Origin of the sequence: Paenibacillus sp. FSL E2-0201 (genome assembly GCF_037963325.1) — a bacterium.
In the GTDB taxonomy this organism is placed as follows: Bacteria; Bacillota; Bacilli; order Paenibacillales; family Paenibacillaceae; genus Paenibacillus_AQ.
On sequence record NZ_CP150154.1, the window covers coordinates 3175733 to 3199794 of the forward strand.

30 protein-coding genes and 1 pseudogene are annotated in these 24062 nt (G+C 39.5%); 27 read left to right on the plus strand and 4 right to left on the minus strand.

Annotated features, from left to right (window positions below):
• Positions 1-78 precede the first annotated feature (78 nt).
• Complete coding sequence (locus NSU15_RS14160) at positions 79-1143, plus strand: ABC transporter permease (RefSeq protein WP_339290939.1); 1065 nt, start codon at positions 79-81, stop codon at positions 1141-1143.
• Positions 1140-1835: an ABC transporter ATP-binding protein gene (locus NSU15_RS14165; RefSeq protein ID WP_339290941.1), complete on the plus strand. Its 696-nt coding sequence runs from the start codon at positions 1140-1142 to the stop codon at positions 1833-1835. The genes NSU15_RS14160 and NSU15_RS14165 overlap by 4 nt, the downstream gene beginning before the upstream one ends.
• Before the next feature lie 63 nt (positions 1836-1898).
• Here the strand turns inward: NSU15_RS14165 and NSU15_RS14170 are convergent, their stop codons facing one another.
• From NSU15_RS14170 to NSU15_RS14185, 4 genes are all read right to left on the minus strand, one after another.
• The gene (locus NSU15_RS14170) at positions 1899-3059 is read right to left on the minus strand and encodes an asparaginase (protein ID WP_339290943.1); all 1161 of its coding nucleotides are present in this window, start codon (positions 3057-3059) and stop codon (positions 1899-1901) included.
• 354 nt (positions 3060-3413) lie between these two features.
• Positions 3414-4304: a LysR family transcriptional regulator gene (locus NSU15_RS14175; RefSeq protein ID WP_339290945.1), complete on the minus strand. Its 891-nt coding sequence runs from the start codon at positions 4302-4304 to the stop codon at positions 3414-3416.
• 30 nt (positions 4305-4334) lie between these two features.
• Entirely contained in the window at positions 4335-4766 is a 432-nt protein-coding gene (locus tag NSU15_RS14180; RefSeq protein WP_339290946.1) for a GNAT family N-acetyltransferase, read from the minus strand.
• A 67-nt stretch (positions 4767-4833) separates the two neighbouring features.
• Positions 4834-5670 carry an AraC family transcriptional regulator gene (locus NSU15_RS14185; protein ID WP_339290948.1) on the minus strand — a complete coding sequence of 279 codons (837 nt, stop codon included), beginning with the start codon at positions 5668-5670 and terminating at the stop codon, positions 4834-4836.
• Between the two features lie 155 nt (positions 5671-5825).
• On the opposite strand from NSU15_RS14185, the gene NSU15_RS14190 reads away from it, so the two are divergent.
• The 25 genes and pseudogenes from NSU15_RS14190 to NSU15_RS14310 all read left to right on the plus strand — a co-directional run bounded on the left by NSU15_RS14190 (position 5826) and on the right by NSU15_RS14310 (position 24042).
• Entirely contained in the window at positions 5826-6989 is a 1164-nt protein-coding gene (locus tag NSU15_RS14190) for a Gfo/Idh/MocA family oxidoreductase (protein ID WP_042127428.1), read from the plus strand.
• A 24-nt stretch (positions 6990-7013) separates the two neighbouring features.
• Positions 7014-7775, plus strand: a complete 762-nt coding sequence (locus NSU15_RS14195) for a sugar phosphate isomerase/epimerase (RefSeq protein ID WP_339290950.1) — start codon at positions 7014-7016, stop codon at positions 7773-7775.
• 30 nt (positions 7776-7805) lie between these two features.
• Positions 7806-8894: a Gfo/Idh/MocA family oxidoreductase gene (locus NSU15_RS14200; protein WP_339290952.1), complete on the plus strand. Its 1089-nt coding sequence runs from the start codon at positions 7806-7808 to the stop codon at positions 8892-8894.
• 30 nt (positions 8895-8924) lie between these two features.
• Complete coding sequence (locus tag NSU15_RS14205; RefSeq protein WP_339290954.1) at positions 8925-9926, plus strand: Gfo/Idh/MocA family oxidoreductase; 1002 nt, start codon at positions 8925-8927, stop codon at positions 9924-9926.
• Between the two features lie 205 nt (positions 9927-10131).
• Positions 10132-10392 carry a hypothetical protein gene (locus tag NSU15_RS14210; protein ID WP_339290956.1) on the plus strand — a complete coding sequence of 87 codons (261 nt, stop codon included), beginning with the start codon at positions 10132-10134 and terminating at the stop codon, positions 10390-10392.
• 246 nt (positions 10393-10638) lie between these two features.
• A complete protein-coding gene (locus NSU15_RS14215; protein WP_339290958.1) occupies positions 10639-12135 on the plus strand; it encodes a malate:quinone oxidoreductase in 1497 nt (498 codons plus the stop codon).
• Positions 12136-12254: 119 nt separating this feature from the next.
• Complete coding sequence (locus tag NSU15_RS14220; RefSeq protein ID WP_076118431.1) at positions 12255-12722, plus strand: DUF2691 family protein; 468 nt, start codon at positions 12255-12257, stop codon at positions 12720-12722.
• Positions 12723-12896: 174 nt separating this feature from the next.
• Positions 12897-13553 (plus strand): CatB-related O-acetyltransferase, encoded by a 657-nt coding sequence (locus NSU15_RS14225; protein WP_076118433.1) that lies wholly within the window; start codon positions 12897-12899, stop codon positions 13551-13553.
• Between the two features lie 155 nt (positions 13554-13708).
• Complete coding sequence (locus NSU15_RS14230) at positions 13709-13945, plus strand: DUF3977 family protein (RefSeq protein WP_076118435.1); 237 nt, start codon at positions 13709-13711, stop codon at positions 13943-13945.
• A gap of 40 nt (positions 13946-13985) precedes the next feature.
• Positions 13986-14648: a phosphoribulokinase gene (locus tag NSU15_RS14235; RefSeq protein ID WP_076118437.1), complete on the plus strand. Its 663-nt coding sequence runs from the start codon at positions 13986-13988 to the stop codon at positions 14646-14648.
• A pseudogene (locus NSU15_RS14240) lies at positions 14633-14920 on the plus strand (CDP-alcohol phosphatidyltransferase family protein); the annotation flags it as partial. The gene NSU15_RS14235 and the pseudogene NSU15_RS14240, both read left to right, overlap by 16 nt.
• A gap of 234 nt (positions 14921-15154) precedes the next feature.
• Positions 15155-15565 carry a GntR family transcriptional regulator gene (locus NSU15_RS14245; RefSeq protein WP_076118439.1) on the plus strand — a complete coding sequence of 137 codons (411 nt, stop codon included), beginning with the start codon at positions 15155-15157 and terminating at the stop codon, positions 15563-15565.
• Complete coding sequence (locus NSU15_RS14250; protein ID WP_076118440.1) at positions 15562-16248, plus strand: ABC transporter ATP-binding protein; 687 nt, start codon at positions 15562-15564, stop codon at positions 16246-16248. The genes NSU15_RS14245 and NSU15_RS14250 overlap by 4 nt, the downstream gene beginning before the upstream one ends.
• A complete protein-coding gene (locus tag NSU15_RS14255) occupies positions 16245-17090 on the plus strand; it encodes a hypothetical protein (protein ID WP_339290963.1) in 846 nt (281 codons plus the stop codon). Before NSU15_RS14250 ends, NSU15_RS14255 begins: the two co-directional genes overlap by 4 nt.
• A 24-nt stretch (positions 17091-17114) precedes the next feature.
• The gene (locus NSU15_RS14260) at positions 17115-18314 is read left to right on the plus strand and encodes a hypothetical protein (RefSeq protein ID WP_339290965.1); all 1200 of its coding nucleotides are present in this window, start codon (positions 17115-17117) and stop codon (positions 18312-18314) included.
• Between the two features lie 219 nt (positions 18315-18533).
• Positions 18534-19016 (plus strand): DUF2975 domain-containing protein, encoded by a 483-nt coding sequence (locus tag NSU15_RS14265; RefSeq protein ID WP_076298949.1) that lies wholly within the window; start codon positions 18534-18536, stop codon positions 19014-19016.
• Between the two features lie 10 nt (positions 19017-19026).
• Entirely contained in the window at positions 19027-19242 is a 216-nt protein-coding gene (locus tag NSU15_RS14270; RefSeq protein ID WP_042127458.1) for a helix-turn-helix transcriptional regulator, read from the plus strand.
• Between the two features lie 204 nt (positions 19243-19446).
• Positions 19447-19920: a DUF2975 domain-containing protein gene (locus NSU15_RS14275; protein ID WP_339290967.1), complete on the plus strand. Its 474-nt coding sequence runs from the start codon at positions 19447-19449 to the stop codon at positions 19918-19920.
• A gap of 10 nt (positions 19921-19930) precedes the next feature.
• Positions 19931-20137 (plus strand): helix-turn-helix transcriptional regulator, encoded by a 207-nt coding sequence (locus NSU15_RS14280; RefSeq protein ID WP_042127462.1) that lies wholly within the window; start codon positions 19931-19933, stop codon positions 20135-20137.
• A 25-nt stretch (positions 20138-20162) separates the two neighbouring features.
• Complete coding sequence (locus NSU15_RS14285; protein WP_339290970.1) at positions 20163-20936, plus strand: DUF817 domain-containing protein; 774 nt, start codon at positions 20163-20165, stop codon at positions 20934-20936.
• Positions 20937-21003: 67 nt separating this feature from the next.
• Positions 21004-21408: a hypothetical protein gene (locus tag NSU15_RS14290; protein WP_339290971.1), complete on the plus strand. Its 405-nt coding sequence runs from the start codon at positions 21004-21006 to the stop codon at positions 21406-21408.
• A 33-nt stretch (positions 21409-21441) separates the two neighbouring features.
• Positions 21442-21969 (plus strand): GNAT family N-acetyltransferase, encoded by a 528-nt coding sequence (locus NSU15_RS14295; RefSeq protein WP_339290973.1) that lies wholly within the window; start codon positions 21442-21444, stop codon positions 21967-21969.
• Between the two features lie 107 nt (positions 21970-22076).
• Positions 22077-22475 (plus strand): Rrf2 family transcriptional regulator, encoded by a 399-nt coding sequence (locus tag NSU15_RS14300; RefSeq protein WP_339290975.1) that lies wholly within the window; start codon positions 22077-22079, stop codon positions 22473-22475.
• A 74-nt stretch (positions 22476-22549) separates the two neighbouring features.
• On the plus strand, positions 22550-23179 hold the full coding sequence (locus NSU15_RS14305; protein ID WP_339290977.1) for a class I SAM-dependent methyltransferase: 630 nt from the start codon (positions 22550-22552) through the stop codon (positions 23177-23179).
• 56 nt (positions 23180-23235) lie between these two features.
• Positions 23236-24042 carry a class I SAM-dependent methyltransferase gene (locus NSU15_RS14310; RefSeq protein WP_339290979.1) on the plus strand — a complete coding sequence of 269 codons (807 nt, stop codon included), beginning with the start codon at positions 23236-23238 and terminating at the stop codon, positions 24040-24042.
• Positions 24043-24062 lie beyond the last annotated feature (20 nt).

Genomic DNA, 24062 nt, shown 5'->3' on the forward strand with positions numbered 1-24062 from the left:
ATACAGATTAGAAGGAGTGGTAATATGTTTCTAGCCTTAAGAGAAATGCGACATTCTAAAGCCAGATACCTGTTGATAATGGTAATCATGTTATTGGTTTCCTTTCTTGTACTTTTCGTAACGGGACTGGCCAGAGGATTAGCGTACGCTAATATCTCAGCAATAGAGAATATGCCGGCAAACTATTACGTGGTGCAGAAGGATGCGGATCAGACGTTCAGACGTTCTCAGTTAACAGATACGGAGCTGGGTAGTGTTCGAGCAGTAGTAGGAGATAATAATGCTTCATCACTCGCTCTACAGATGAGTACAGTGACTACAAACGATACGGATACTAAAGCAGACGTAACTTTTTTCGCAGTTGATATGAACGGTTTACTGGCTCCAAAAGTGATTGAAGGTGACAAGATTACGAATGATACGCAGGGAAGTGTCATCGTTGATCGTGACTTGGAACAGTCGGGCATTAAGATTGGTAGTACGATCCAAGATCAGGCGACTGGGAAGGAATTTAAAGTTACAGGATATGTTGAGAATAGCTCATACAGCCATACCCCAGTAGTCTATATTAACAATAAAGATTGGCAGGAAATGAGACAAGGCGTTAATCAAGGTAGTGAGGCTACATCAGGAGCGCCTTTTAATGTAATTGCGCTTAATGCAAACGCAGGGCAAGTGGATAAGATCTCTGCTAGTACGAAAAATGTGGAAGTGATTACGCAAAAAGAAGCGATTTCTAATATTCCGGGTTATTCATCAGAACAAGGTTCACTGCTTATGATGATTGCCTTCCTGTTCGTAATCGCCGGGTTTGTTCTGGCTGTATTCTTCTATGTCATTACCATTCAGAAAACAAGCCAGTTTGGAATTCTGAAAGCCATGGGTACAAAAATGTCTTACTTGGCTTGGAGCGTTGTAGGGCAGGTCATGATATTGGCTATTGCAAGTCTAAGTATTAGCTTGCTGCTTACCTTTGGAATGAATCAGGTACTACCAGACACTATGCCGTTCCAACTGGAACCTTCTACGATTCTATTAACCAGCGGTTTGTTCGTTGGGATGTCTCTATTAGGATCACTCATTTCTGTCGCTAAAGTGGCAAAAGTTGATGCATTAGAAGCAATTGGGAGGGCTGGGGCATGAGTACTACTAAATTATTGATGAAGCAAGTGACCAAGACGTATGGAGACGGCGATACAACGGTATCTGTTCTGAACAATTTGAATCTTATAGTCAATGAAGGGGAATTCGTTGCCGTTCTTGGGCCTTCGGGAACAGGGAAGAGTACATTCCTTTCAGCAGCGGGAGCACTTCTTACGCCTACCAGTGGTGAGATTTTCATAGATGGAGAATCGCTTACTGACAAGAGTAAAAGCGAGCTGACTGAGCTTCGTTTAGAGAAGATAGGCTTTATGTTCCAAAGCGCACAGCTACTGCCTTATTTAAAAGTTGAGGAGCAACTTCTCTTTGTAGCTAAACAAGCGAAGATGAGTGTTAAAGAAGCTAAGGAACGGGCGGCAGATTTGATGAAGCGTCTGGATATCTGGAAACGTCGGAACCATTATCCTGAGCAGTTATCTGGCGGGGAGAAGCAGCGTGTAGCCATTGCAAGAGCATGGATGAATAAACCTGCGATCTTGTTTGCAGATGAACCGACAGCAAGTTTAGATTTCAAACGGGGTAGAGAAGTCGTGCGAATGATTGCTGACGAAGTTAAGAGTGAGGGCAAGGCTGCTGTAATGGTCACTCATGATGAACGGATGCTTGAATGGTGCGACCGCGTGCTGCATCTGGAAGATGGACATTTGGTTGAACATGAGTTAAGCAAAATTTAGTAAAAAAAGATTCATGCCTTGTATGGCATGAATCTTTTTTTGTGTGTGAGTAATGGACTGTCCTTATTTGTCAGCTATGGTGACTTGGCCTGAGCCATATGTGTCAAACCAGCCTTTAATAGTGTTGAAATCGCTACTGAATGACAGTGCCAGTTCTAGTAGAATTCGGGCATGTGCTGCGTTCAGGTTGTCTCCGGCAATTATGCCGTCACTTGATGTATAGTTAGAACCGGAACCCGTACGAGTGGTAGCTACGAAGATCACTCCGTTTTCCTTAATAGCCTTTGTACGAGCTTCTCCCATCGCTTTGGATACGCCACCGGCCCCTGTGCCTGAAGTAACGATACCTTTTGCTCCGTCTTGGACGAAACCTGTAATTGCTCCTGCACCCGCATCTTGGTAGGCATAAGCAATTTCAACCTTCGGCATATCGCTGCTCTTAATCTTAGTTAAATCGAATGGTGTTGCCCATTTATCAGCGGTCAATAGCGCTCTGGAGTTCGCACGATATATTCTAATATTATTTTCATCGATATATCCGAGGATACCTAGTTGCGGACTTTCAAAAGTGTCAGTACGATAGGCATTCGTCTTGGTAACCTCTCTAGCCGTATGAATCTCGTCATTTAACATGAGTACAGTACCGTAATATTTCGTTTTTCCACTAGCAGCTAGTTTAATAGCATTGAATAGATTAGCCTGAGCGTCGCTTCCGATAACAGTCCATGGACGCATAGAACCAGTTACCACGACAGGTTTGGAGCTGCGAACAGTAAGATCAAGGAAATAAGCAATTTCCTCCATCGTATCTGTACCTGTAGTAACAACGATACCGTCTTGGGTCTCTAGTGCTTTATCTACTTTTAAGGAGAGATCATATAGTTGTTGCATGGTATACGAGCCAGAGCCTGCATTCCCGAATTGATAGCTAGTTACATCAGCGAACTTTTTAAGGTTAGGCAGCGCCTTGACCATATCCTCCATTAACAAAGTCCCGGCTTTATAATTCTGAAAGCTGGTCTCATCCACAGACTTACCGGCAATCGTACCACCGGTTGCTATGACTTGGACCTTTGGAAGCTTAACCGTTCCTTCAATCGTTTGGGTAACCTCTGCAGCGTAAGTGGTAGAAACGGGAAGCATTGTTGAAGCGGAGAAGAGTAGTGTAAAAGTGAGTCCTGCGGCAACAGTAGTTTTGACGAGCTTTGATTGTAATCCATTCATAGATGTAGCCTCCCATTTGATTATGTACTTTCACTGATATGTTATTTTATATTACATATAAGTGATTCGTGATTGGATTATATCTATGAATATATTATCATGACAAGTTTACTTACATATTGATAAAACGCTTAAATCTACTGTTTATAACGAATTTCTATCTTTTACTTATATATTCTATGAATTTTATTAATCAACTTTTGAAATTAAATATAATAATTATGTTATGTTTTATAACATTAAACTTGCGAGGTTAATGAATCTAATGAATAACAAAATGCCGGACTATCTTTGTGAGATTGTCCGGCATTGCTAATCTATAAATTTGCTGCCGAAACTTTCTCGGCAGCCTGACTACATGTCTTTTCTAGAGACGAGTAGTTTTTGTATAAAAACATTGGTGGCCATGGAGGAGGAATTTTCTTTATGGCGGATGATAGAAAATTGTCTTTCAAGATGGTGATGTTTGATGGGAAGTTCATAGATTTCACCACATGCTAATTCTTTACGCACAATCCATCTGGAGAGCATAGCGATTCCCAAACCGGAGGAGACCGCTTCTTTAACTCCTTGACTACTGTTGAAAACATATGATCTTTTGACAAATATCTCTTCTTCTTGAATGAAATGATCACTAAAAGCACGCGTTCCAGAGCCAGGCTCTCTCAGCACCCAAATCTGATTTTGCAGCATGCTTTGCTCGACAGCCCCCCTTTTTGACAAAGGGTGATCGGCAGGGGAGACGATAATCATCTCGTCTTTCATGTAAGGTGTGACGATCAGGTCATTCTCATGGGCTTCTCCTTCGATAAAACCTATGTCCAATTCATTAGATCTTACACCACCAATAATTTCTTCGGTATTACCGATTGTCACTTGAAGCTTAACTTGCGGGTACTGATTTGCGAATTCCGCAAGTCTTGAGGGTAATATATATTCTCCAATTGTAAAGCTCGCTCCAATATGTATACTGCCAGTTACCTCATCCTGTAGCATTTGTATTTCCTGATGAGCTTCTTCAAAGTGGGCCAATATTTGCTTGGCGTGTTTATAAAGAATTGCACCTGCTTCGGTTAATCTCACTTGTTTCGGAGACCGATGCAGAAGCTTTGCGCCTAGTTCATTCTCAAGATTCCGGATATGTAGACTGACACCGGGTTGAGATAGATTTAGTAATTCTCCTGCTTTAGAGAAATGGCTTTGCTCAGCTACAGTAACGAATACCCGTAATGTATCAACAATCATAAAAATCCCTCTCTGAAAGTCCCGAATGTATTAAAGTTTCTTATCAAGTACGAACTGAGCCTTCTTCTGTGAGAATCCAATTCGTGTGTAAAAACGTACGGCATCTTCTCTAGTTTGGTTTGTACGAACTCTTAATTTGTTCACTCCAATTTGTGCTGCCCAGCGTTCACAGGCTTCAACAAGTTGTTTACCGATCCCTACTCCGCGATGTTGCTGATCGACCACTAAACCACCAATCTCAACAAAGGGTGGAGATTCAATTAACAATCGCACACTGGCATGAATCCATCCTATTAATTGCCTGTCCGACTCTGCTACATAAATAACATGATCTTTACGATTACTTATCTCTGGAATTCTTTCTTCTAGTTGCTCGATATTTAAAGGATAACCGAGTTCACTGGATAGTCTTGCAATCTCTTGAGTATTGTCTATTGTTGTTGTTCTAATAAGTATGTTCATTCACCGCCTTAAAATGAAGTAAGTCTTTATTATATTTCATCTTGTACAGAGGAACACCTCTAATAAGCTACTTTGTACTATTCCGATAAGCGGATGGGGAAAGACCCATTGTCTTTTTAAAATACTTAGAGAAATGAGCTAATTCCATGCCGACTTGCTCCGCAATATCCGAAATACTGAAATCTGTGTAAGAAAGCTGTCTTTTGGCATGCTCCATTCGTTTCAATTGAACATAGTGCATAGGAGTCACCCCCATGAATCTTTTGAAATAAGGAATGAAATAGTTCGGGTGGAGGTGGACAAGCTCTGCTAAGTCATCAATCTCTATAGGCTTATTCAGATATTTATCGATGTAATGGAGCACATGAGCCAGCTTGCCTTGGTCACCGGTGTGTATGAATTGAGTCATAAAGTCTGTATCACTACTATCGCTCGATTCTAGACAAGTGGCTATGAGATTGAGCAAACACGCTTGCGTGCGCAGGATAGATAGAACGTCGTCCTTTTGAAATTGTTCGATCATCTCTATGAAGATTGCCCTTATTGAATCTGGATTAGGTGAATCGCAGATGTATAATTTTTTCTCTGCATGGAATAAGGGCCACTCCCCAATATCAGCATCAAAGTGGCAGTAATAACGGATATATGGATCATCAATAGAAGTTTCGGTAGTTTGTGTGCTCCCCGCAGGCATGATCATAAGCTGACCCGGTTTCGGATAATAGGTAATCCCGTTAATAATAACTTTTCCCATGCCCCCGTCTATATAATATAGCCGATTAAAAGCGGGTGTTTCCAGCGTGCGGTTCCATCCGGGATATCTGTTACTCAGTTGGGCATGGGTCACAGTAACCTTGAGATTCTGCAGGAGACGTCCTGATAAGTTACCTGGGTTGTTCATCATCTAACTCCTTTAACGCTCGTATATCCTCATTATAACGGTTCTATTTAACTAAAACATCTTACTTAAATGCAAATAAACCTTAATTTCAATCATGTTCATGTCCATAAATTAAGTATATCCTCTAAGCATAACCACTAATAAGGAAGTGACCAGAGATGAGTACAGTTCGTTATGGAATTATTGGCATTGGAAATATGGGAACGGCACATGCGCAGAGTCTGCTGAGTGATATTAAGGGGGCTGAACTTACTGCCGTATGTGATATAAGAGAAGAACGTTTGAAATGGGCTGAAGAGCAATTACCTGAGAACGTCAGGAAGTATTCAACTCCGAAAGAATTATTCGAGTCACGTATCATGGATGCGGTATTAATCTGTACTCCGCATTATGATCATCCTACACTTGCAATCGAAGCTTTTCAGCATGGTTATCATGTACTAGTGGAGAAGCCTGCAGGTGTTTATACGAAAGCTGTTCAACAGATGAATGATGCTGCAGCACAGTCTGACCGCAAATTTGGAATCATGTACAATCAGCGTACAAATCCTTTGTATCAGAAGCTGAGAGATCTTATTCAGTCTGGTGAGTTAGGTGAGATCCGCCGGACGAATTGGATTATTACCGACTGGTATAGATCGCAGAACTACTATAATTCTGGTGGCTGGCGGGCGACATGGGCGGGTGAAGGTGGTGGGGTATTGCTTAATCAAGATCCTCATCAGTTAGATTTATGGCAGTGGACAACAGGCATGATGCCGAAGCGGATAAGAGCATTTTGCCACTTTGGAAAATATCGCAACATTGAGGTTGAAGATGATGTAACCGCTTATGTGGAATATGAGAATGGAGCTACGGGTTTGTTTATTACTACAACTGGAGAGGCACCGGGGACCAATCGTTTTGAAATCAATGGCGATAATGGGAAAATCGTAGTGGAAGACGGGAAGCTGACCTTTTGGCGTTTACGTACACCTGAGCCTCAGTTCAACGCAGAATTCACAGGAGGATTCGGTAGTCCAGAGTGTTGGAAATGTGAGATTCCTGTAGAAAATGGCGGAGGGGAGCAACATAAAGGGATTCTACGGAACTTTACGAATGCCATTTTACATGATGAGGTATTACTTGCTCCTGGAGAGGAAGGGATTAAAGGGCTAACGCTTTCGAATGCTATGTATTTATCGGCTTGGACGGACAATTGGGTGGAGCTTCCGATAGATTCAGATTTATTCTATGAGAAACTAATGGAAAAAGTAAAAAATTCGACTTTCCAAAAGGAAACCTCAGAATCTAAAACATTGAATGTTAAAGGAACTCATTAAATCGAAGGAGAGAGGTTAAAGCCTATGAAACGTTCAACGATTGCGGCACAAATGTACACATTGCGTGATTTTACTCAAACGGCGGAGGATTTAAGAACAACTTTTCAAAAGGTATCAGCAATGGGTTATGAGAGTATTCAGATTTCATCCATCGGACCGATTGATCCGAAACTAGTCAAAAAATATGCTGATGAAGCAGGGCTGGCCATATGTGCGACTCATGTGTCATGGGAGCGGTTAGTGAATGATCTGGACGCTCTTGCCGCAGAGCATAAGCTGTGGAAGTGCAAATACATTGGACTTGGAAGTTTACCGGAAGAATTTCGTACTGGAATTGAAAGCTACCGGAAATTCGCAAAATTGATATCAGAAATTGCGATAACACTCAAAGAACAACACGGTCTGCAATTTGTTTATCATAATCATGATTTTGAATTTGAACGTTTTGACGGTATTACTGGAATGGAAGTATTGCTCAATGAGACGGACCCTGCAGTTGGTTTCATTCTTGATCTATATTGGGTTCAGGCAGGCGGGGCAAGTCCAGTGGAATGGATACGTAAAGTTGAAGGCAGAATGCAGGTCGTGCATTTAAAGGATATGGCGATTATAGACAGACAGCAAGTCTTTGCTGAGATCGGTGAAGGAAATATGAACTACGGTGAGATTATTACAGCTTGCCGTGGAACAGGTGTTGAATGGTATGTAGTGGAGCAAGATGTTTGCCGTCGTGATCCTTTTGAGAGTCTGGAGATTAGTCTGCGCTATCTGCTTAATCTTTTATAGTATCACTTAGAAGCCATTAGGAGGATTCTGATGAATAGAAAAGATGGAATGAACTATGCCCCCACGTATGAAGCTAAACCAATTGTAATGCCAGGTGAATTCATCTTCGCTGCGATTGCACTAGATCACGGTCATATTTACGGAATGTGCAACGGGCTCGTTGAGGCAGGGGCAGAGTTGAAATGGGTATATGATCCGGATGATGAGAAAGTTAGAGCTTTCATAGCCAAATATCCTGGAGCTAGGGCTGCTGAGTCTATGGATGAAATATTGGGGGATCCAGAGGTTCGCTTAATTGCGGCGGCAGCTGTTCCTTCAGAGAGAGGACCTTTAGGAAATAAGGTTATGGCTCATGGGAAGGATTATTTTACGGATAAGACCCCTTTTACAACACTTGAACAACTGGATGATGCTAGAGCTATGGTCGCAGCAACCAATAAAAAGTACATGGTTTACTATAGTGAACGTCTTCATGTTGAAAGCGCAATCTATGCGGGACAGTTGATCCGCCAGGGGGCGATTGGTCGTGTTCTTCAAGTCATTGGATTAGGACCGCATCGTTTAAATGCTTCTAGTCGACCGGAATGGTTCTTTAAGCGGGATAAATATGGCGGAATCCTAAGTGATATTGGCAGCCATCAAATCGAACAATTTTTGTATTATGCAGATTGTCAGGATGCTTCAATTGTTCACAGTAAGGTAGCTAATTATAATCATCCATCTTACCCTGAATTGGAGGACTTTGGTGATGCGACGCTTGTCGGGGACAATGGTGCAACCCAATATTTTCGAGTAGATTGGTTTACACCTGATGGGCTCGGAACCTGGGGAGATGGACGTACAATGATCATGGGGACTGAAGGCTATATTGAATTGCGAAAATATACTGATGTCGGGCGTTCAAATACAACAGATCATGTGCACTGGGTGAACGGAGAAGGGGAGCATTATGAACATGTGGCTGGAAAAGTTGGTTTTCCGTTCTTTGGTGAGCTTATCCTTGATTGTCTGAACCGGACGGAGCAGGCGATGACACAGGCACATGTCTTTAAGGCTGCTGAACTATGTCTGATGGCTCAAGCTCAAGCGATGAATCTAACCCCTGATCAACTAAAATAGCGAATGGAACGATTATAGGAGGTGGAATAGATGACTACACTTGGAGCAGCGATTATTGGCTGCGGGGCGATTTATCCTCTCCATGCTAAAGCAATATCAGCTATAACAGATGTAAATCTCCTTACTGTTGTAGATATTGATGTTGATAAAGCTAAACAAGCGGGAATAGAATACGCCTGCCATGTCACTGATGATTATAGGGAAATACTCAATGATAATCGTATTGACGTTGTACATCTCTGTACACCTCATTATCTTCATGCAGAAATGGCTGTAGAGCTATTGCATGCAGGAAAGCATGTGTTAACTGAAAAACCAATCGCCGTTGACCTTCCTTCAGCTAAGCTTATGTTGGATGCAGCGGAAAAGAGTTCAGGCCAGCTTGGTGTGGTGTTCCAGAACCGTTATAATGATGCATCGATCTATATTAAGAAGACGATTGATTCTGGTGCTTTAGGAAAACTGCTTTGTATGAAGGGGATCGTAACCTGGCACCGAAACGAAAGTTATTACAGAGATAGTAACTGGAGAGGAAGATGGTCCACGGAAGGCGGAGGGGTTCTGATTAATCAGACCATTCATACCTTGGACTTACTCCAGTGGTTTGGGGGTGAGATAATCTCTGTGAAAGGCAGTATTACCACGGATGTGCTGGATGATATCATTGAAGTAGAAGATACCGCACATGCTTGCATCGACTTCGCCACTAATGTTCGCGGGTTATTTTATGGTACGAATACCTATCTTGAGAACTCTCCGGTGGAGTTGGAGCTAGTCTTTGAAGAGGGAACGCTTACCCTTCGTAGAGACTACTTGTATCTTTGGAAAGATGGGAAGGAAAGCTTGGTTTGTCAGCCTATTTTCAGTCCTACCGAAGGAAAGTCGTATTGGGGGACTGGGCATAAAAGACTGATTGAGGACTTCTATGACCATATTTTTAGTGGACGAAAGTTTTGGCTTGATGGTTCTGAAGGGATAAAGGCACTGGAGCTTGTGAAGGCTATTTACAGCTCATCGCAGAGGAATAAATAATCATCAATATAGTAAAGCTGTTCCAAAAGTAGATTTATCTACAAATGAGACAGCTTTTTCGTGTTTAGGGACTTCCCACATTTGGTTAAACACTAAGAAGACTACGACTTGCAGAGGAAGATAGATTTGATTAATTCTCCTTAGTGGAATAATCTAAAGTAAGTATAGGTTATTAACAGCAAGATATCTGGAGGGTGCATACAATATGGAGAAAATACTACAGAACATTAGAACGAACACCAAACTAATTTCCATTGTGCAGACCATTGTTTTTATCTTTGTCATATTATACGTACTGATGTTTCTTTCTGGTGGATTATTCACCACCTTTTTTATTATGCTCATTGCTTGTTTTGTTAGTGTGATCGCTGCTTTACTCATGCTAATTCGAAAAAGCTTCTTATGGACAATTGTTGATCTTGCTGCTGCGGGCAGTATGTTCATTTATTTTATTTATAATGCTTAACTGTTATTAATCCTTGCAAGAAGCGGGTTTATGGCTGTAGCTTAAGTTCCTTAACCTGGAGGACTTATTTCTCTCTTTTTTGCAAGCTTTTAAATAATTTATTTTTTTCATATAATAGTAGATATTAAATTTATAAATAATTGTAATACACTCGGATAAGGGTATAATTGAGACAGAAAAGGTGTGACGCCTAAGAAGGAGCGCCCACATCCTTTCTGCAAAATTCAGGGGATAAGGATGGTAATAATGGGCAAAAGTGCAACTGAAACAGACGTCATTTTAATTGGTGCTGGAATCATGAGTGCGACTTTAGGAACACTTTTAAAAGAATTAGTGCCGGATTGGAAGATTAAAGTGTTTGAAAAGCTCGAAAATGCAGGTGAGGAAAGCTCGAATGAATGGAATAATGCAGGAACTGGACATGCGGCGCTCTGCGAGCTTAACTACACTGTCGAAAAATCCGATGGAACCGTAGATATAAGTAAAGCTATCCAAATTAATGAACAGTTTCGGCTTTCATTGCAATTTTGGTCCTATTTGGTAAATCGTAAGCTGATACATAATCCGCAGGACTTTATCATGCCATTGCCCCATATGAGTTTGGTATTAGGTGAGAAAAATGTTGCTTTTTTGAAGAGAAGATTTGAAGCGCTATCAAAAAATCCTTTGTTTCAGGGAATGGAATTCTCTGATGATTACAGTAAATTAATGGAATGGATACCACTTATTATTAAAGACCGTCCATCGAATGAACCTATAGCAGCAACAAAAATTGACACTGGCACGGATGTTAACTTTGGTGCTTTAACGCGCATTTTATTTGACCATTTAAAGAGTAAGAATGTTGACCTTCATTATAAACATAGTGTGGATGGAATTACACGTACTAGCGATGGCTCGTGGGATTTGAAAGTGAAAAACGACAGCGGAACCATCGAACACCATACTGCAAAATTTGTCTTTGTCGGTGGTGGCGGAGGAAGCCTGCATATCCTGCAAAAGTCCGGAATTCCTGAAGGGAGACATATTGGAGGATTCCCGATTAGCGGAATATTTATGGTGTGTAATAAATCAGAAGTTATCGAGCAGCATCATGCAAAAGTTTACGGGAAAGCTAAGGTTGGAGCGCCTCCTATGTCTGTTCCGCATCTGGACACCAGATTTATAGACAACAAAAAATCATTGCTATTTGGACCGTTTGCCGGCTTTTCACCAAAATTTCTAAAAACCGGTTCAATGTTTGATTTGATAACTTCCGTAAAACCGGATAATCTCCTAACAATGCTGTCGGCAGGTGCAAAGAACATGTCCTTGACCAAATACCTGATCGAGCAAGTGTTGTTATCGAAAGAAAAGCGTATGGAAGAATTACGAGAGTTTATTCCGAATGCTAAAATCGAAGATTGGGATTTAGTCGTAGCAGGCCAACGCGTGCAGGTTATCAAAGATACAGATGACGGCAAAGGAATCCTTCAGTTTGGTACAGAGGTAATTAGCGCAGAAGACGGTTCGATTGCAGCATTACTAGGAGCTTCTCCAGGTGCTTCTACGGCTGTTCACGTGATGCTTGAAGTACTTAATAAATGTTTCCCTCAACATATAAAAGAGTGGGAACCGAAAATTAAAGAAATGATTCCTTCTTATGGCTTATCACTACTGGAAAATCCAGAGCTTTTGCAAGAAGTGCACACATTAACGGCAACTACATTGGGTCTAGGTGGAAAAGAGCGAGTGCATATTTAAGCAATGATCAATCGCTCGAAAGTATGATAATTGACAGAGATTTTCTTCAAGAAAGCCTATGGATTTCATTCATAGGTTTTTTGTTTACGGAATTCAATAAGAAAGAAGGGGGGGTGTACATGAAACGAGGCATCATTTTTAAGATTCCTAATGAATACGGGAAAATAATTGGAGATCTATTAAAGCCATTTAATATCGAATCATTCAATTGGTATATAGGTGGCGAAGAGTCTTATTTTATCCAAAACGATACATTAGGGGAGCTCATGTTCCATGAAGACATATATGGAATGGACGGCAGAGTCCTGAAAGAACTGGTGGAGAATAACGAATACTATATCATTTTTGCGAACTTCAAGGCTTTTCTACGAGAGAAGGATGTAATTGATGTTCAGACCTATGAGGAGTTCCTAAATAGTGATTGCCAGCTTGTACTTTTAGTCGTCGATTGTGAATATGCTACAGTTTATTGTAAAGACCAAGGGAAGCTTGAAGCACTGTACCATAACGCAATTTCAAATGGATTTGAAGATGTTCAGTACATTACGAATGAGGATGACTTCAGAACAAGACTATCAATATGGTAGATGGAAACCGTAAGGTTGATTTGACGAACAAATCATTCGTTTGTTACAATGGCCCCATCAATTAGGAAAAGGATGAGGACGATGGTTCGTCGTTTGAAACGGTTTAAGAATGTCGCTACTGTATCAAGCTTCTAAGTATAAATGCTATAAATTACTTAGAAGCGAGGGAAAAGAATGAAACAACAGTTGTTTAACCACTGGTCAGAAACGAAGTATTTAAAGGATATTGTCACCAACCCAATGATTGAGGTAGGGGATTACTCGTACTACTCTGGGTATTACGATAATCATCATTTTGAAGACGGGTGCGTCAGATATCTTTGGGGAGACGAAACGTCAAGAAAGTTATTTAACCCGATCGAAGATTTTGGGTGGCATTTAGATAAATTGATTATAGGAAATTATGTTTGTATTGCAAGTGGTGTAATTATTTTAATGGGTGGTAATCACAATCATCATCCTGAATGGATTACCGTGTATCCTTTTGTGGACCAGATTGAAGCCTCTTACGAACCCAAAGGGGATACGATCATAGAAAGTGATGCTTGGATTGGGATGAATGCAATGATTATGCCAGGTGTGAAAATAGGTGAAGGTGCTATTGTTGCGGCAGGCTCGGTTGTTGTAAAAGACGTTCCACCATATACAATAGTAGGTGGCAATCCTGCTAAAGAGATTAGAAAAAGATTTACAGATCGTGAAATCGAAAAGTTAAAGGAAATGCGTTGGTTTGATTGGAAACGTGAGAAAATTGAACAAGCTACGTCTATCTTTTCAAGTTCATCGATTGATCAATTATATGAGTTTTATCTAAGGGAAATAATTTCATAACACAATCAGAACAGGCTGCCGCAATTATTCGGCAGCCTGTTCTTTTACCAGTTAAGGCAGTTTAACAATAATTGTTCTTTACCAGATTAATCCTAATTAGTATGATAATATGAATGGGCTCATCTAATCTCTTGGGAGGAAAGTGTGCTAGATATATGAAATATATTGAATTTGGTCTAGGCAATACATGGTTTATTAGAACCGAAACGGAGTTAGAGGATGGAAATGAATTTGAAGAAAAAGGAATTGTGAAACCGGTAAGGTTCCATTCTCTATATTTCAGGATTTGGATTGGTAAAACTGTAGTAGTCCTAGACTTAAAACAAGGTTTTAAAATAAGTAAGAAAAGTTATAACACGTTTAAGATTATTTTTGGTATAACAAGTCTCTAGAATAAAGGAGCATACATATAACGACAAGATGGAGGAAACTATGGATAAAATATTAAATGAAATAGCCAATTTGATAAGCAGTGAGGAAAAAAGAGTTACTATTGGGATTTCGGGTCATGGTGCATCTGGAAAGACAACATTTTCCCATAATCTTTTAAAGCGTCTGGATCATGAGAAGGTGAATTATATGAATACTGATCCCTATATTATCGGCTCATATCTTAGAAAGTACACTGTAATCGATTATGAATATAACAATGAACGTCATCGTAATAAAATGACAGCTTGTCATCCTTCTGCTCATAATATATCTGCTCTAGAGAGAGACATCCGAATGATGCGAGATGGTTTAGATTTTTATACAATAGACACCAATTATTTAAAGAGTACAATGATAGCTTCACAAAACAGAGTGAATATTGTAGAGGGGATGAGCGTTGCTTTTGCAGACCCGAATTTGTTTGATCTGAAGGTTTACTTATATACGGATGGAGACACTGAATTGATGAGAAGGAGTACACGTGATGTCTCTGAAAGAGGAACAGACATCAAATATTTAAGGAAATCACATGAAGACCGTAGAATTCAATATGAGTTATTTATGCATCCTTTTCATCGAAACTTTGATATCATTATAAAAAACTCCAATGAAGGTTATATTCTTGAAAATGAATGTAGGAGGGAAAAGCCACTGACAAACTAGATGGGTATATTGCTAGGAAGTATAATCAGGTTACGAACCTTGGAAAGTTACTTGATCCATTAGCGGATAAGTTGCTCATTTCTGCTGCGTTGATTCTACTGGTAAGTCAGCAGATGTTATACGCATGGGTTGGTTTAGTTATTGTAGCGAGGGAAGTGATCACGAATATACCTATCGATCAAATCCTAATCTATATTTTTCTAGTCATAACTATCTATTCAGGATTTAACTACATAAGAAATAACTATCGTTTTTTAAAAATAGAAGCATGAGCTCGATAAAAAGGTTGCCGAATAATGTAATTCAGTAGATAAAGGCGAATTCTCACTCCATTTCGAGTAAGAATTCGCCTTTTTTTACTGTAAATAAACCCTTTGCCCTTGCGTGTGTATACCAAGTCTAAGCTCAAATCTGAACTATTGACACAAAAGTGTATTACACGTATAGTACATAAATAAGATGTATGAACCACTTAGTACACACACTTAGTATATGGAGTTGGTTGTATGACAGAAGAACAAAAATCAGGTGTCAGCTTTAATATTCGAGAACCGGTATATATTCAAGTTGTCCGTTACTTTAAAGAACAGATTGCTACAGGGCAAATCGGAGCAGGAGACAAGATTCCTTCACGGCGTGAACTGGCATCAGTAATGAAGATTAATGCGAACACGGCACAGAAGGCATATAAGGAAATGGAGGAACAGGGTTTGATCGTAACAGAAGGAAATTCCCCAAGTCGAATTACACAGGATCAGCAAATACTAAGCTCGATTCGTGCTGAATTAATCGAAAGTGCAGTGGATATATTCATCGGCTCCATTCGAAATATTCAAATTCCAGTTGAAGAACTGGTAGACATCATAAAGACAAAATATACATTAGAGCGATCTCCAGAGGGTGGTGACACAAGATGATCCAAGTGAATCAGATGGTGAAGAATTATGGATTCAAGAAGGTACTAAATGGCGTTAGCTTTACTGCTGCCAAAGGAGAGATCACCTGCCTGATCGGAATCAATGGTGCCGGAAAGTCAACGGTGCTGAAGTCCATCATGGGACTGACACCATACAAAGGTGAAGTCTTAATCGATAATGCATCACTAACACCTGCGATGTATGAGAAAATGACTTTTATTCCAGATTCGTTAACGATGCCCTCCAATATGCGAATTGTTGATTGCTTCAGCTTTATGGCTGACTTTTATCGGAATTGGAACGCTGAACGTGCAGAGGAATTGCTTAAGTTCTTCCAACTGAGCTCTTCGGATCGCGTATCCTCATTGTCAAAGGGGATGGCTGCGAAGTTAAATTTGTTGCTCGGACTTGCCTTGGATTGTGATTACATCCTAATGGACGAACCGTTCTCGGGGATTGATATGTTCAGCCGCGAGCAAATTACTGATGTGTTCACGAGTGAATTGATAGAGGATCGTGGTGTGATTATTACAACTCATGAAATTAACGATATTGAGCATTTAATTGATAAAGCGGTCTTGCTACAGCACGGGAAGGTAGAACGTGAATTCTATTGTGAAGAAGTTCGCGAGCAGGAAGGTAAGTCCATTACGGACGTAATGAGAGAGGTGTACATAAAATGAGAGCTTTTGTGAAGCTATTGAATTTTGAAATGAACCGATTTGCCAAAATATATATTGGACTCATGTTGCTGACAGTCGCCTTGCAACTTGTAGCAGTCACCCTCGGTGCTAATCATTGGCTGGATTCTGCGAATGAGGCAATGAGAGTGAATCAATGGACCCTTGAGCAATATCACAATGTGACTGGAAATATTCAGCTAAACAGTATGATGTATGCTCGCTATAATGGACTTCTATATTTCGGACCCATATTTTTGAGCATCACAGTGTTGCTAATATATAGCTGCTTCATCTGGTACCGCGACTGGAGAGGTAAAAATACGGTAGTATATCGCCTGCTCACGTTGCCATCCAATCGGGCGAATTTGTATTTTGCTAAGCTGCTTACGATCTTGCTATTCACATTTGGACTTGTCGCCCTGCAAATTATCCTTGTTCCACTGGAGCGTTTGATAGCACAGTCGATTCTTCCTGCTGAATTATATCGGAACATCTCGGTATTTGATTTTTTGAAGTATCCTACTGTGCTTAAAGTTCTGGTTCCGCCTTACTTTTCTGAGTTTGTACTATACTATGGACTGGGCATTATTGGCTTGATCGTCTTGTTCACTGTGATTCTAATCGAGCGGAGCTACAGACTGAAAGGAATTGGCTTCATCGTACTATACTTAGCGGTTCTGGCTGGACTAGCCTCAATACCTTTTCTTATGGGTTATAGCAGTTACGATAGCTACTTCTATCCAGGTGAAATCATAGGCGTTAGTCTCGGATTAATAGTGATCATTGTTGGAGGTTCGCTTTGGTACAGCTTGTATCTATTGCGTAAGAAAATATCGGTATAATTGAAGGGGTATGGAGGTTAAGGAATGAGAAAATATATGGTTACCGCCATTCTTTTAGTGTTTGCGGTTGTTACAATTGGGACGTATTATGTACAAGCTTCACAAGAGACACCACCTAATTATAAGCTGACGACGGTTCAAGGGGATGCTTCCCTCGTTGAAGGTATAGCGGTATACGGAAACTACGTGATTAAGGATAGTACTTTTGGCATCAAACGAGCTTATATCACGACAAATGGTACAGATTATCCAGATGAAAAGTCGGCGATTAGCCAAAGCTTAAATCGAAGACCAATGAAAACGCAATTGGATCAGTGGATTGAAGAGCATCGTCAGTTCATGCGCGGTAAGACAAACACATCTGGTTTCTATGAGAATGAGGAAATGCTTGCTTATGTTAAGGCGACAGTAGATACGAAGCGATCAAATGATTCATCAGCGAAGAAATATGCAAAGCTTAGTATTTCTGTACTCAACAAGCAGAAGAACAATACGCTTGAAATCACATCCGATATCAATGTAGATCATGATATTTCAGATATGTATGTACAAAATGTACAGCTTATTGATCAGCAGCTTGTTGCTATGGTGTTTATGAATCACAGTGCCAAAGGTTATGTATCTGAACCGCAGATCCTCCGTGTCAATCTAGCCACAAAAGAGATTAAGAATGAGCCGCTCGCGTTACCAGGCGGTAAATCTGTAGCAGCAGACGGGGATACTCAATATGCATGGCTAGCCAATCAAAATCTGGAGCACACTGAGCAATGGATTTTAAGGATTAGTAGAGATAATCATAGAAAGGCATATCAAGTGGATGTTAAGACAGGACAAATCTCTCCACTCACATTCCAAGGGCATGAAATGTTATTGAATAATATTATGTACGCCTATGGACAGAAAATTTATTTCCTGCAAAAGGCTGTATCGAGTAAGGAAAATATAGGATTCACTGTTATTTCTTACGATCTCGTGAGTAAAGAATATGAGACTATTCTGAAGAATACAACTATAGATTTAAGTGAAAACATTACCTATGCTTTTAAACAAGACCATCTCTATATTATGGGTTATAAGAATTTCAAAGGTAATCGTCTATATGTATTCAATTTGACAAGCGGTAACCTTGAGTACGAAGGAAAAGTAATATCAACAGAGGCCGCAAATCAGGCTGAAGATGAAGCTAACATGGATTTGAATTTTATCGATCTCGGTCAGTTCTAGCATTATTTTTAGAATAAAAAATTAAATATAAAGAGACATAAAGAGATATGAAAAGGTGACAAAGGCCGGGCTAATGACTTTTAATAGTCAATTAGCTCGGCCTTTTAGTCGTGAAATTTATAACAGTCATTAAACACTATTACTCGATTAAAATATATTGTAAAACGATAAACTATATGTTAGATTCAATTTTGAAAATAACTTTGTGAGGTGTGTTTTATGAAACTTGGATCAACGCTTTTTTTAAGGATAGCTGTTGTTCTTATTGGACTTCCAGTTCTTGCGTTGTGTATAATTTTCGTGCCTGCGATTTCGAATTATGCAGCAGAATTATACCCTGATCAAACCTATATTAAATATCTCTTGTACATTGATTTATATGCATCGGCGATACCTTTTTACTTTGCATTGTATCAAGCGATCAAACTGTTAGGGTATATTGACAACAACAACGCTTTCTCAGAATTATCTGTAAAGGTATTAAAAAATATCAGGAACTGTGCAATTGCAATCAGTGGAATTTATGTTGTGGGATTGCCACTTTTCTATCTCGTCGCGGAGAGAGATGATGCCCCGGGGTTTATTGTCATTGGGGTGGTTGTGATTTTTGCTTCCATGGTGATTGCAGTGTTTGCTGCGGTGCTCCAAAAGCTTTTGAAGGAAGCTATTGATATAAAATCAGAAAATGACTTAACAGTCTGAGGAGAAAACAATGGCGATTATTATTAATATTGACGTGATGCTGGCTAAAAGAAAAATGAGCGTGACCGAGCTTTCGGAGCGGGTTGGAATAACAATGGCTAACCTGTCTATATTGAAAAATGGAAAGGCGAAAGCGGTTCGATTATCAACATTAGAGGCGATCTGCAAAGCTTTAGATTGTCAGCCTGGCGATATTTTAGAATATAAAAGTGACGAGGAGACTTAAGAAATAAATGAATAGTAGAGGCGGGGCTCTTTTCTCAATCTTTATGAGAAGGGGGCCTTTTTGATGTGCAATAATTAGAGGTGAAAAATAAATAGGGGATATATTAATGATAAATAATAATTGTAATACAATTAAAATATATTGAATAACGATAAATTATATGATAAATTGAATCCAGATTATTAACTTTGTGAGGTGCAGCTTATGAAACGAGAAACACTCTTTTTAAAGATGGTTGTAATTCTTATTGGACTTCCGGTTCTTGCTTTGTGTATTTTTTGGTTACCTACGATACCTAACAAGGCAGCTGGAGATTATCCGGTGTATTTGGTCTATCCCGTTCTTATAGGGGTGTATGTAACGGTGATAGCCTATTTCGTAGCTTTATATCAGGCGTTAAGACTTCTAAGCTACATAGACAAGAACAAAGCGTTCTCAGAACTATCCATTAAGGCTTTAAAAAATATAATTTACTGTGCAATCATCATCAGTATTTTATATGCGGCGGGTATGCCACTTATTTACGAAATGGCACAGGAAGCCGATGCACCAGGTCTAATCGTACTTGGACTTGTCATGACTTGTGCTCCATTTGTAATTGCGGTCTTTGCTGCTGTTCTTCAAAAGCTCTTGAAAAATGCCATAGAAATAAAATCAGAAAATGACCTAACCGTCTGAGGTGAAAATAATGGCGATTATAGTGAATATTGATGTGATGTTAGCTAAAAGGAAAATGAGCGTTACAGAGCTTACTGAAAGGGTTGGCATTACAATGGCTAATCTTTCTATATTGAAAAATGGAAAAGCAAAAGCGATCCGATTATCGACGTTTGATGCGATTTGTAAAGCTTTAGAATGTCAGCCTGGAGATATTTTAGAATACCGAAAAGAGTAGCATGACTGGAAAGGAGAGAGCATCATTGAAATCAATAACGCAGCTTCTGCATTTTGGCTACCATCAGGCGATGAGTTGCATATTTCCTATTGCGATCTTTGGGACTTTAGCGCTCTCTAACGTAATAGATCTGCCTTACATTTACCGATATGATGCCATTCTTATTATATTGCTTACCGTTCAATATCTTATGTACCGTACTGGATTAGAGACGCTAGATGAAATTAAAGTCATTTGTGTATTTCACATTATTGGTTTACTGCTGGAAATTTATAAGATAAGAATGGGGTCATGGTCATATCCTGAACCCGGGCTAACTAAGGTGTTTGGAGTACCGCTCTATAGCGGGTTTATGTATGCGAGTGTCGCGAGCTATATGTGTCAAATTTGGCGTAGACTGAAGATGGATATGACGGGCTGGCCGGGACTTGCTGCTGCTGGATCGCTCGGAGCAGCTATCTATCTGAACTTTTTCACGCATCACTTCATTCCTGATTTTCGTTGGTGGCTAAAGGGGCTTGTACTCATTGTTTTTTGGAAAACTTGGATCATTTATCGGGTACGAAACACTACTTATCGGATGCCCTTGACACTGGCATTTTTCTTAGTAGGTTTTTTCATCTGGTTAGCTGAGAACATCGCTACATTCTTTAATGCTTGGAAATATCCTGATCAGAATCAGGTATGGCATGTGGTTAGTGTCAGTAAGATCAGTTCATGGTTCCTTCTGGTTATTATTAGTGTCATTATAGTTGCTCAACTCAAGCATGTTAAAGCTAACCGTAAAGTGAAAGAGTAGCGTATCAGCTTCAAGGGAAATCGTAGAACATGGCATGAGAATAAATTAGTGATGAGGAGGCGATGAGATGAATTATACAGATTTAAAAGAATTGCAGGATGTGTTTTTCTTTGGTCTAATAGAGCCAGAGGTAAATCAACTAAGGCTATCTTTTTGTAAAAGCAAAGCTAGTGATATCACTGAGCCACTTATGGTTGACGAAAAAAGCTCTCCAATAATACAAGTGGATTTTCACTCCTATATTGCATATTCGGTTAGAAATGAATTCTTTACTTCTAGGGATGATTATGAGGAATTTGACGGAAAAACATTTAGGATTTATAAGAAATCAAGATATCTTGATTTTATTTCTTATGGAATATTCGCATCAAAGGATTTTGTAAGACCGTATAAGCACTATGGGATCTGTTGTATTGACCATGTCGTTGATATTATTTCAACATCGGAGCCTATTGTAAGGGAAACTAAATAGAGTCGTATGAACTTGAGAGATGGAGGGGAAAAGATGAAAGAAATAATAAGCATTACAAGACTTACCACAATCGAAGAAGCTGAAATCCTAGATTTAAAATTTGCAGAACACTTTGGATGGTATCAACGCGGAGATTACTATCGCCAATGTCTAGAAGAGAATCAAACGAATAAAAGGGTAACCTTAATTGCGCATAACAATGATTCCGTAGCAGGATGTTGCCATTTACTGTATGAATCAAAATATCCTTTTTTTCGTGAGGATCACATCCCGGAAATTAACGATCTGAATATCTTTCCCGAGTATAGAAGAAAGCAGATTGCGAGCAAATTGTTTGATGAACTAGAACGTATTGCGGCTAAGGACTCTAGATTTATTGGGTTAGGCGTAGGCCTCTATAAGGATTACGGTAATGCGCAAAGAATGTATACTGCTCGCGGTTACATTTTAGACGGTAGAGGAATGATGTATAATAATATTCCTGTCATACCAGGACAACTCGTCATGGTCGATGATGATCTATTACTTTATTTAACTAAAGATTTACAGAGCAGTTTGTAAGTTATACGAATACAGTTTGGATAACTGATGTCACACCTTGTACATGCTTGTCTTTTTTTATGATTAGAGTTATTATGGATTTTCAAAGTCTTTAATGGAGGTGCTTAATGAAATATTCCCAAGCGACAGACTATGCGCTTCATGCAATGCTGTATCTGGTGACGGCAGCGTCCGATAAGCCCGTAGGTGTTCAATTGCTTGCTGAGAAGCTGGGTGTTTCACAAACCTATCTGTCCAAAATGATGACCAAGCTAGTGAAGGCTGGATTGATTCAATCTGCACCCGGCGCAAACGGTGGCTATCGTCTCAAAAGGAAGTCCGAAGAGATCTCTTTTCTGGATATTATCCATGCGATCGAAGGGACTGCATCTTTATTCGAATGTAGCCTGGATCACGGTAGCGAGTGCCTGATTCAACAGGTTGTGATTGACGCTGAAAGACAGATGGAGCAGTACTTGGAGAACAAGAAAATTGCAGATTTGGCGAAAACAATGAAGACGGAGTAATGATCCGTTCTTTTTTGGAAACAATTAAAGATAATATAAGTCCGTAATAACTTTAATATAAAGGAGAATGAAATATGACGGAATTCTGGGAATCAAGCTTTATCGAAAAACAAACGATGTGGGGATTTGAACCTGCAGACTCCGCAATCGCCACTAAAGACTTTTACCTTGAAAAGAACATTAAGGACATATTGGTACCGGGTATTGGATATGGTAGAAATGCAAAGGTTTTTGTTGAGAGTGGAATAAAAGTTACAGGTATTGAGATTTCACAAACGGCGATTGATTTGGCGAGAGAAAATGGGCTTGATATTAGCATTTATCATGGTTCAGTGACTGACATGCCTTTTGATAACAAACGTTATGAGGGTATATTTTGCCATGGTCTTATTCATTTGTTGAATAAAAGTGAAAGAGAAAAGTTCATTAAGGATTGCTACAACCAGTTAAAGCCAGGTGGTTATATGATTTTTACAACGGTTTCGAAAAAAGCTCCTATGTTTGGAAAAGGTACTCTATTGGATAAAAATTATTACGAGACAGATTATGGTGTAAAAATATTTTTTTATGATGCTGAATCCATTACACAAGAGTTTGAAACCTATGGACTAGTTGAGTTCTCTGAAATTGACGAGCCGCACAAGGACATGATCAATAAACCTTCAATCAATTTTTTAATGGTAAAATGTAAGAAAGAACTATAGTATAAATTTGGTATATCGGAGATAATAGTTTTCAAAAGAAAGTAGGTGTTATGTAGATGAGCGATATTATTGATTATTACTCAAGCTTTGACGAGTGGGGCAGGCTGGATAGAGAACCTTTAGAGTTCATTATTAATCTTCATTATATCAAGAAATATATGCCGTCAGCTGGGAAGGTGCTGGATAATGGCGCAGGACCCGGTAAATACGCGATGGAACTGGCTAAGCTAGGATATACAGTAACCCTTTCAGACATAACACCTAAATTGGTTGAAATAGCAACGGAAAAGGCAGCTGAACTAGAATTAACTGAGCAATTTGACGGGTTTCATAACTTAAATGCTATTGATTTAGAAGGAATACCTAATGAGAATTATGATGTATCATTGATGCTTGGTCCTTTATATCATCTGCAAAAAGAAGAGGAACGAATTTTAGCTGTAAAAGAGTTGCATCGCGTGACCAAACAGGACGGTCTAGTATTTGTGGCTTTTCAAAGTCGAATGAGAATGACCATTAATTCGTTACAATCCCCGCAGCAGTGGAAACCGAACGAAAATATGAACACCATTAATGAATTCTTTGAGAATGGAATCTTTAATCATAGTGACAAGGGCCGGTTTACAGGTGCTTATTATTTTAATATTGATGAGATTCAGCCTTTCATGGAAACGAATGGATTTGAGTCGATAGATTTAATTGGATCATCAAGCATTGCAGCCATGTTAACTGCTGAACAGCAGCAGTATTGGACTCACCAAGAGGGGGAAGAGAGCTTGATTAACTTTCTCATATCTAAAGCAAACGATCCCTCAATCTTAGGTATATCATCACATTTGTTATACATCGGTAAAAGAAAATAAAAAAGAGCGTCAGTTTCTTA

Coding starts and splice junctions, on each gene's coding strand:
- NSU15_RS14250 (WP_076118440.1), top strand. CDS start 15,562: ATGATCCAAGTGAATCAGATGGTGAAGAATTATGGATTCAAGAAGGTA.
- NSU15_RS14220 (WP_076118431.1), top strand. CDS start 12,255: ATGAAACGAGGCATCATTTTTAAGATTCCTAATGAATACGGGAAAATA.
- NSU15_RS14185 (WP_339290948.1), bottom strand. CDS start 5,670: ATGATGAACAACCCAGGTAACTTATCAGGACGTCTCCTGCAGAATCTC.
- NSU15_RS14215 (WP_339290958.1), top strand. CDS start 10,639: ATGGGCAAAAGTGCAACTGAAACAGACGTCATTTTAATTGGTGCTGGA.
- NSU15_RS14180 (WP_339290946.1), bottom strand. CDS start 4,766: ATGAACATACTTATTAGAACAACAACAATAGACAATACTCAAGAGATT.
- NSU15_RS14305 (WP_339290977.1), top strand. CDS start 22,550: ATGACGGAATTCTGGGAATCAAGCTTTATCGAAAAACAAACGATGTGG.
- NSU15_RS14165 (WP_339290941.1), top strand. CDS start 1,140: ATGAGTACTACTAAATTATTGATGAAGCAAGTGACCAAGACGTATGGA.
- NSU15_RS14160 (WP_339290939.1), top strand. CDS start 79: ATGGTAATCATGTTATTGGTTTCCTTTCTTGTACTTTTCGTAACGGGA.
- NSU15_RS14210 (WP_339290956.1), top strand. CDS start 10,132: ATGGAGAAAATACTACAGAACATTAGAACGAACACCAAACTAATTTCC.
- NSU15_RS14300 (WP_339290975.1), top strand. CDS start 22,077: ATGAAATATTCCCAAGCGACAGACTATGCGCTTCATGCAATGCTGTAT.
- NSU15_RS14290 (WP_339290971.1), top strand. CDS start 21,004: ATGAATTATACAGATTTAAAAGAATTGCAGGATGTGTTTTTCTTTGGT.
- NSU15_RS14205 (WP_339290954.1), top strand. CDS start 8,925: ATGACTACACTTGGAGCAGCGATTATTGGCTGCGGGGCGATTTATCCT.
- NSU15_RS14265 (WP_076298949.1), top strand. CDS start 18,534: ATGAAACTTGGATCAACGCTTTTTTTAAGGATAGCTGTTGTTCTTATT.
- NSU15_RS14200 (WP_339290952.1), top strand. CDS start 7,806: ATGAATAGAAAAGATGGAATGAACTATGCCCCCACGTATGAAGCTAAA.
- NSU15_RS14310 (WP_339290979.1), top strand. CDS start 23,236: ATGAGCGATATTATTGATTATTACTCAAGCTTTGACGAGTGGGGCAGG.
- NSU15_RS14270 (WP_042127458.1), top strand. CDS start 19,027: ATGGCGATTATTATTAATATTGACGTGATGCTGGCTAAAAGAAAAATG.
- NSU15_RS14280 (WP_042127462.1), top strand. CDS start 19,931: ATGGCGATTATAGTGAATATTGATGTGATGTTAGCTAAAAGGAAAATG.
- NSU15_RS14190 (WP_042127428.1), top strand. CDS start 5,826: ATGAGTACAGTTCGTTATGGAATTATTGGCATTGGAAATATGGGAACG.
- NSU15_RS14295 (WP_339290973.1), top strand. CDS start 21,442: ATGAAAGAAATAATAAGCATTACAAGACTTACCACAATCGAAGAAGCT.
- NSU15_RS14170 (WP_339290943.1), bottom strand. CDS start 3,059: ATGAATGGATTACAATCAAAGCTCGTCAAAACTACTGTTGCCGCAGGA.
- NSU15_RS14175 (WP_339290945.1), bottom strand. CDS start 4,304: ATGATTGTTGATACATTACGGGTATTCGTTACTGTAGCTGAGCAAAGC.
- NSU15_RS14255 (WP_339290963.1), top strand. CDS start 16,245: ATGAGAGCTTTTGTGAAGCTATTGAATTTTGAAATGAACCGATTTGCC.
- NSU15_RS14230 (WP_076118435.1), top strand. CDS start 13,709: ATGAAATATATTGAATTTGGTCTAGGCAATACATGGTTTATTAGAACC.
- NSU15_RS14260 (WP_339290965.1), top strand. CDS start 17,115: ATGAGAAAATATATGGTTACCGCCATTCTTTTAGTGTTTGCGGTTGTT.
- NSU15_RS14245 (WP_076118439.1), top strand. CDS start 15,155: ATGACAGAAGAACAAAAATCAGGTGTCAGCTTTAATATTCGAGAACCG.
- NSU15_RS14275 (WP_339290967.1), top strand. CDS start 19,447: ATGAAACGAGAAACACTCTTTTTAAAGATGGTTGTAATTCTTATTGGA.
- NSU15_RS14225 (WP_076118433.1), top strand. CDS start 12,897: ATGAAACAACAGTTGTTTAACCACTGGTCAGAAACGAAGTATTTAAAG.
- NSU15_RS14235 (WP_076118437.1), top strand. CDS start 13,986: ATGGATAAAATATTAAATGAAATAGCCAATTTGATAAGCAGTGAGGAA.
- NSU15_RS14195 (WP_339290950.1), top strand. CDS start 7,014: ATGAAACGTTCAACGATTGCGGCACAAATGTACACATTGCGTGATTTT.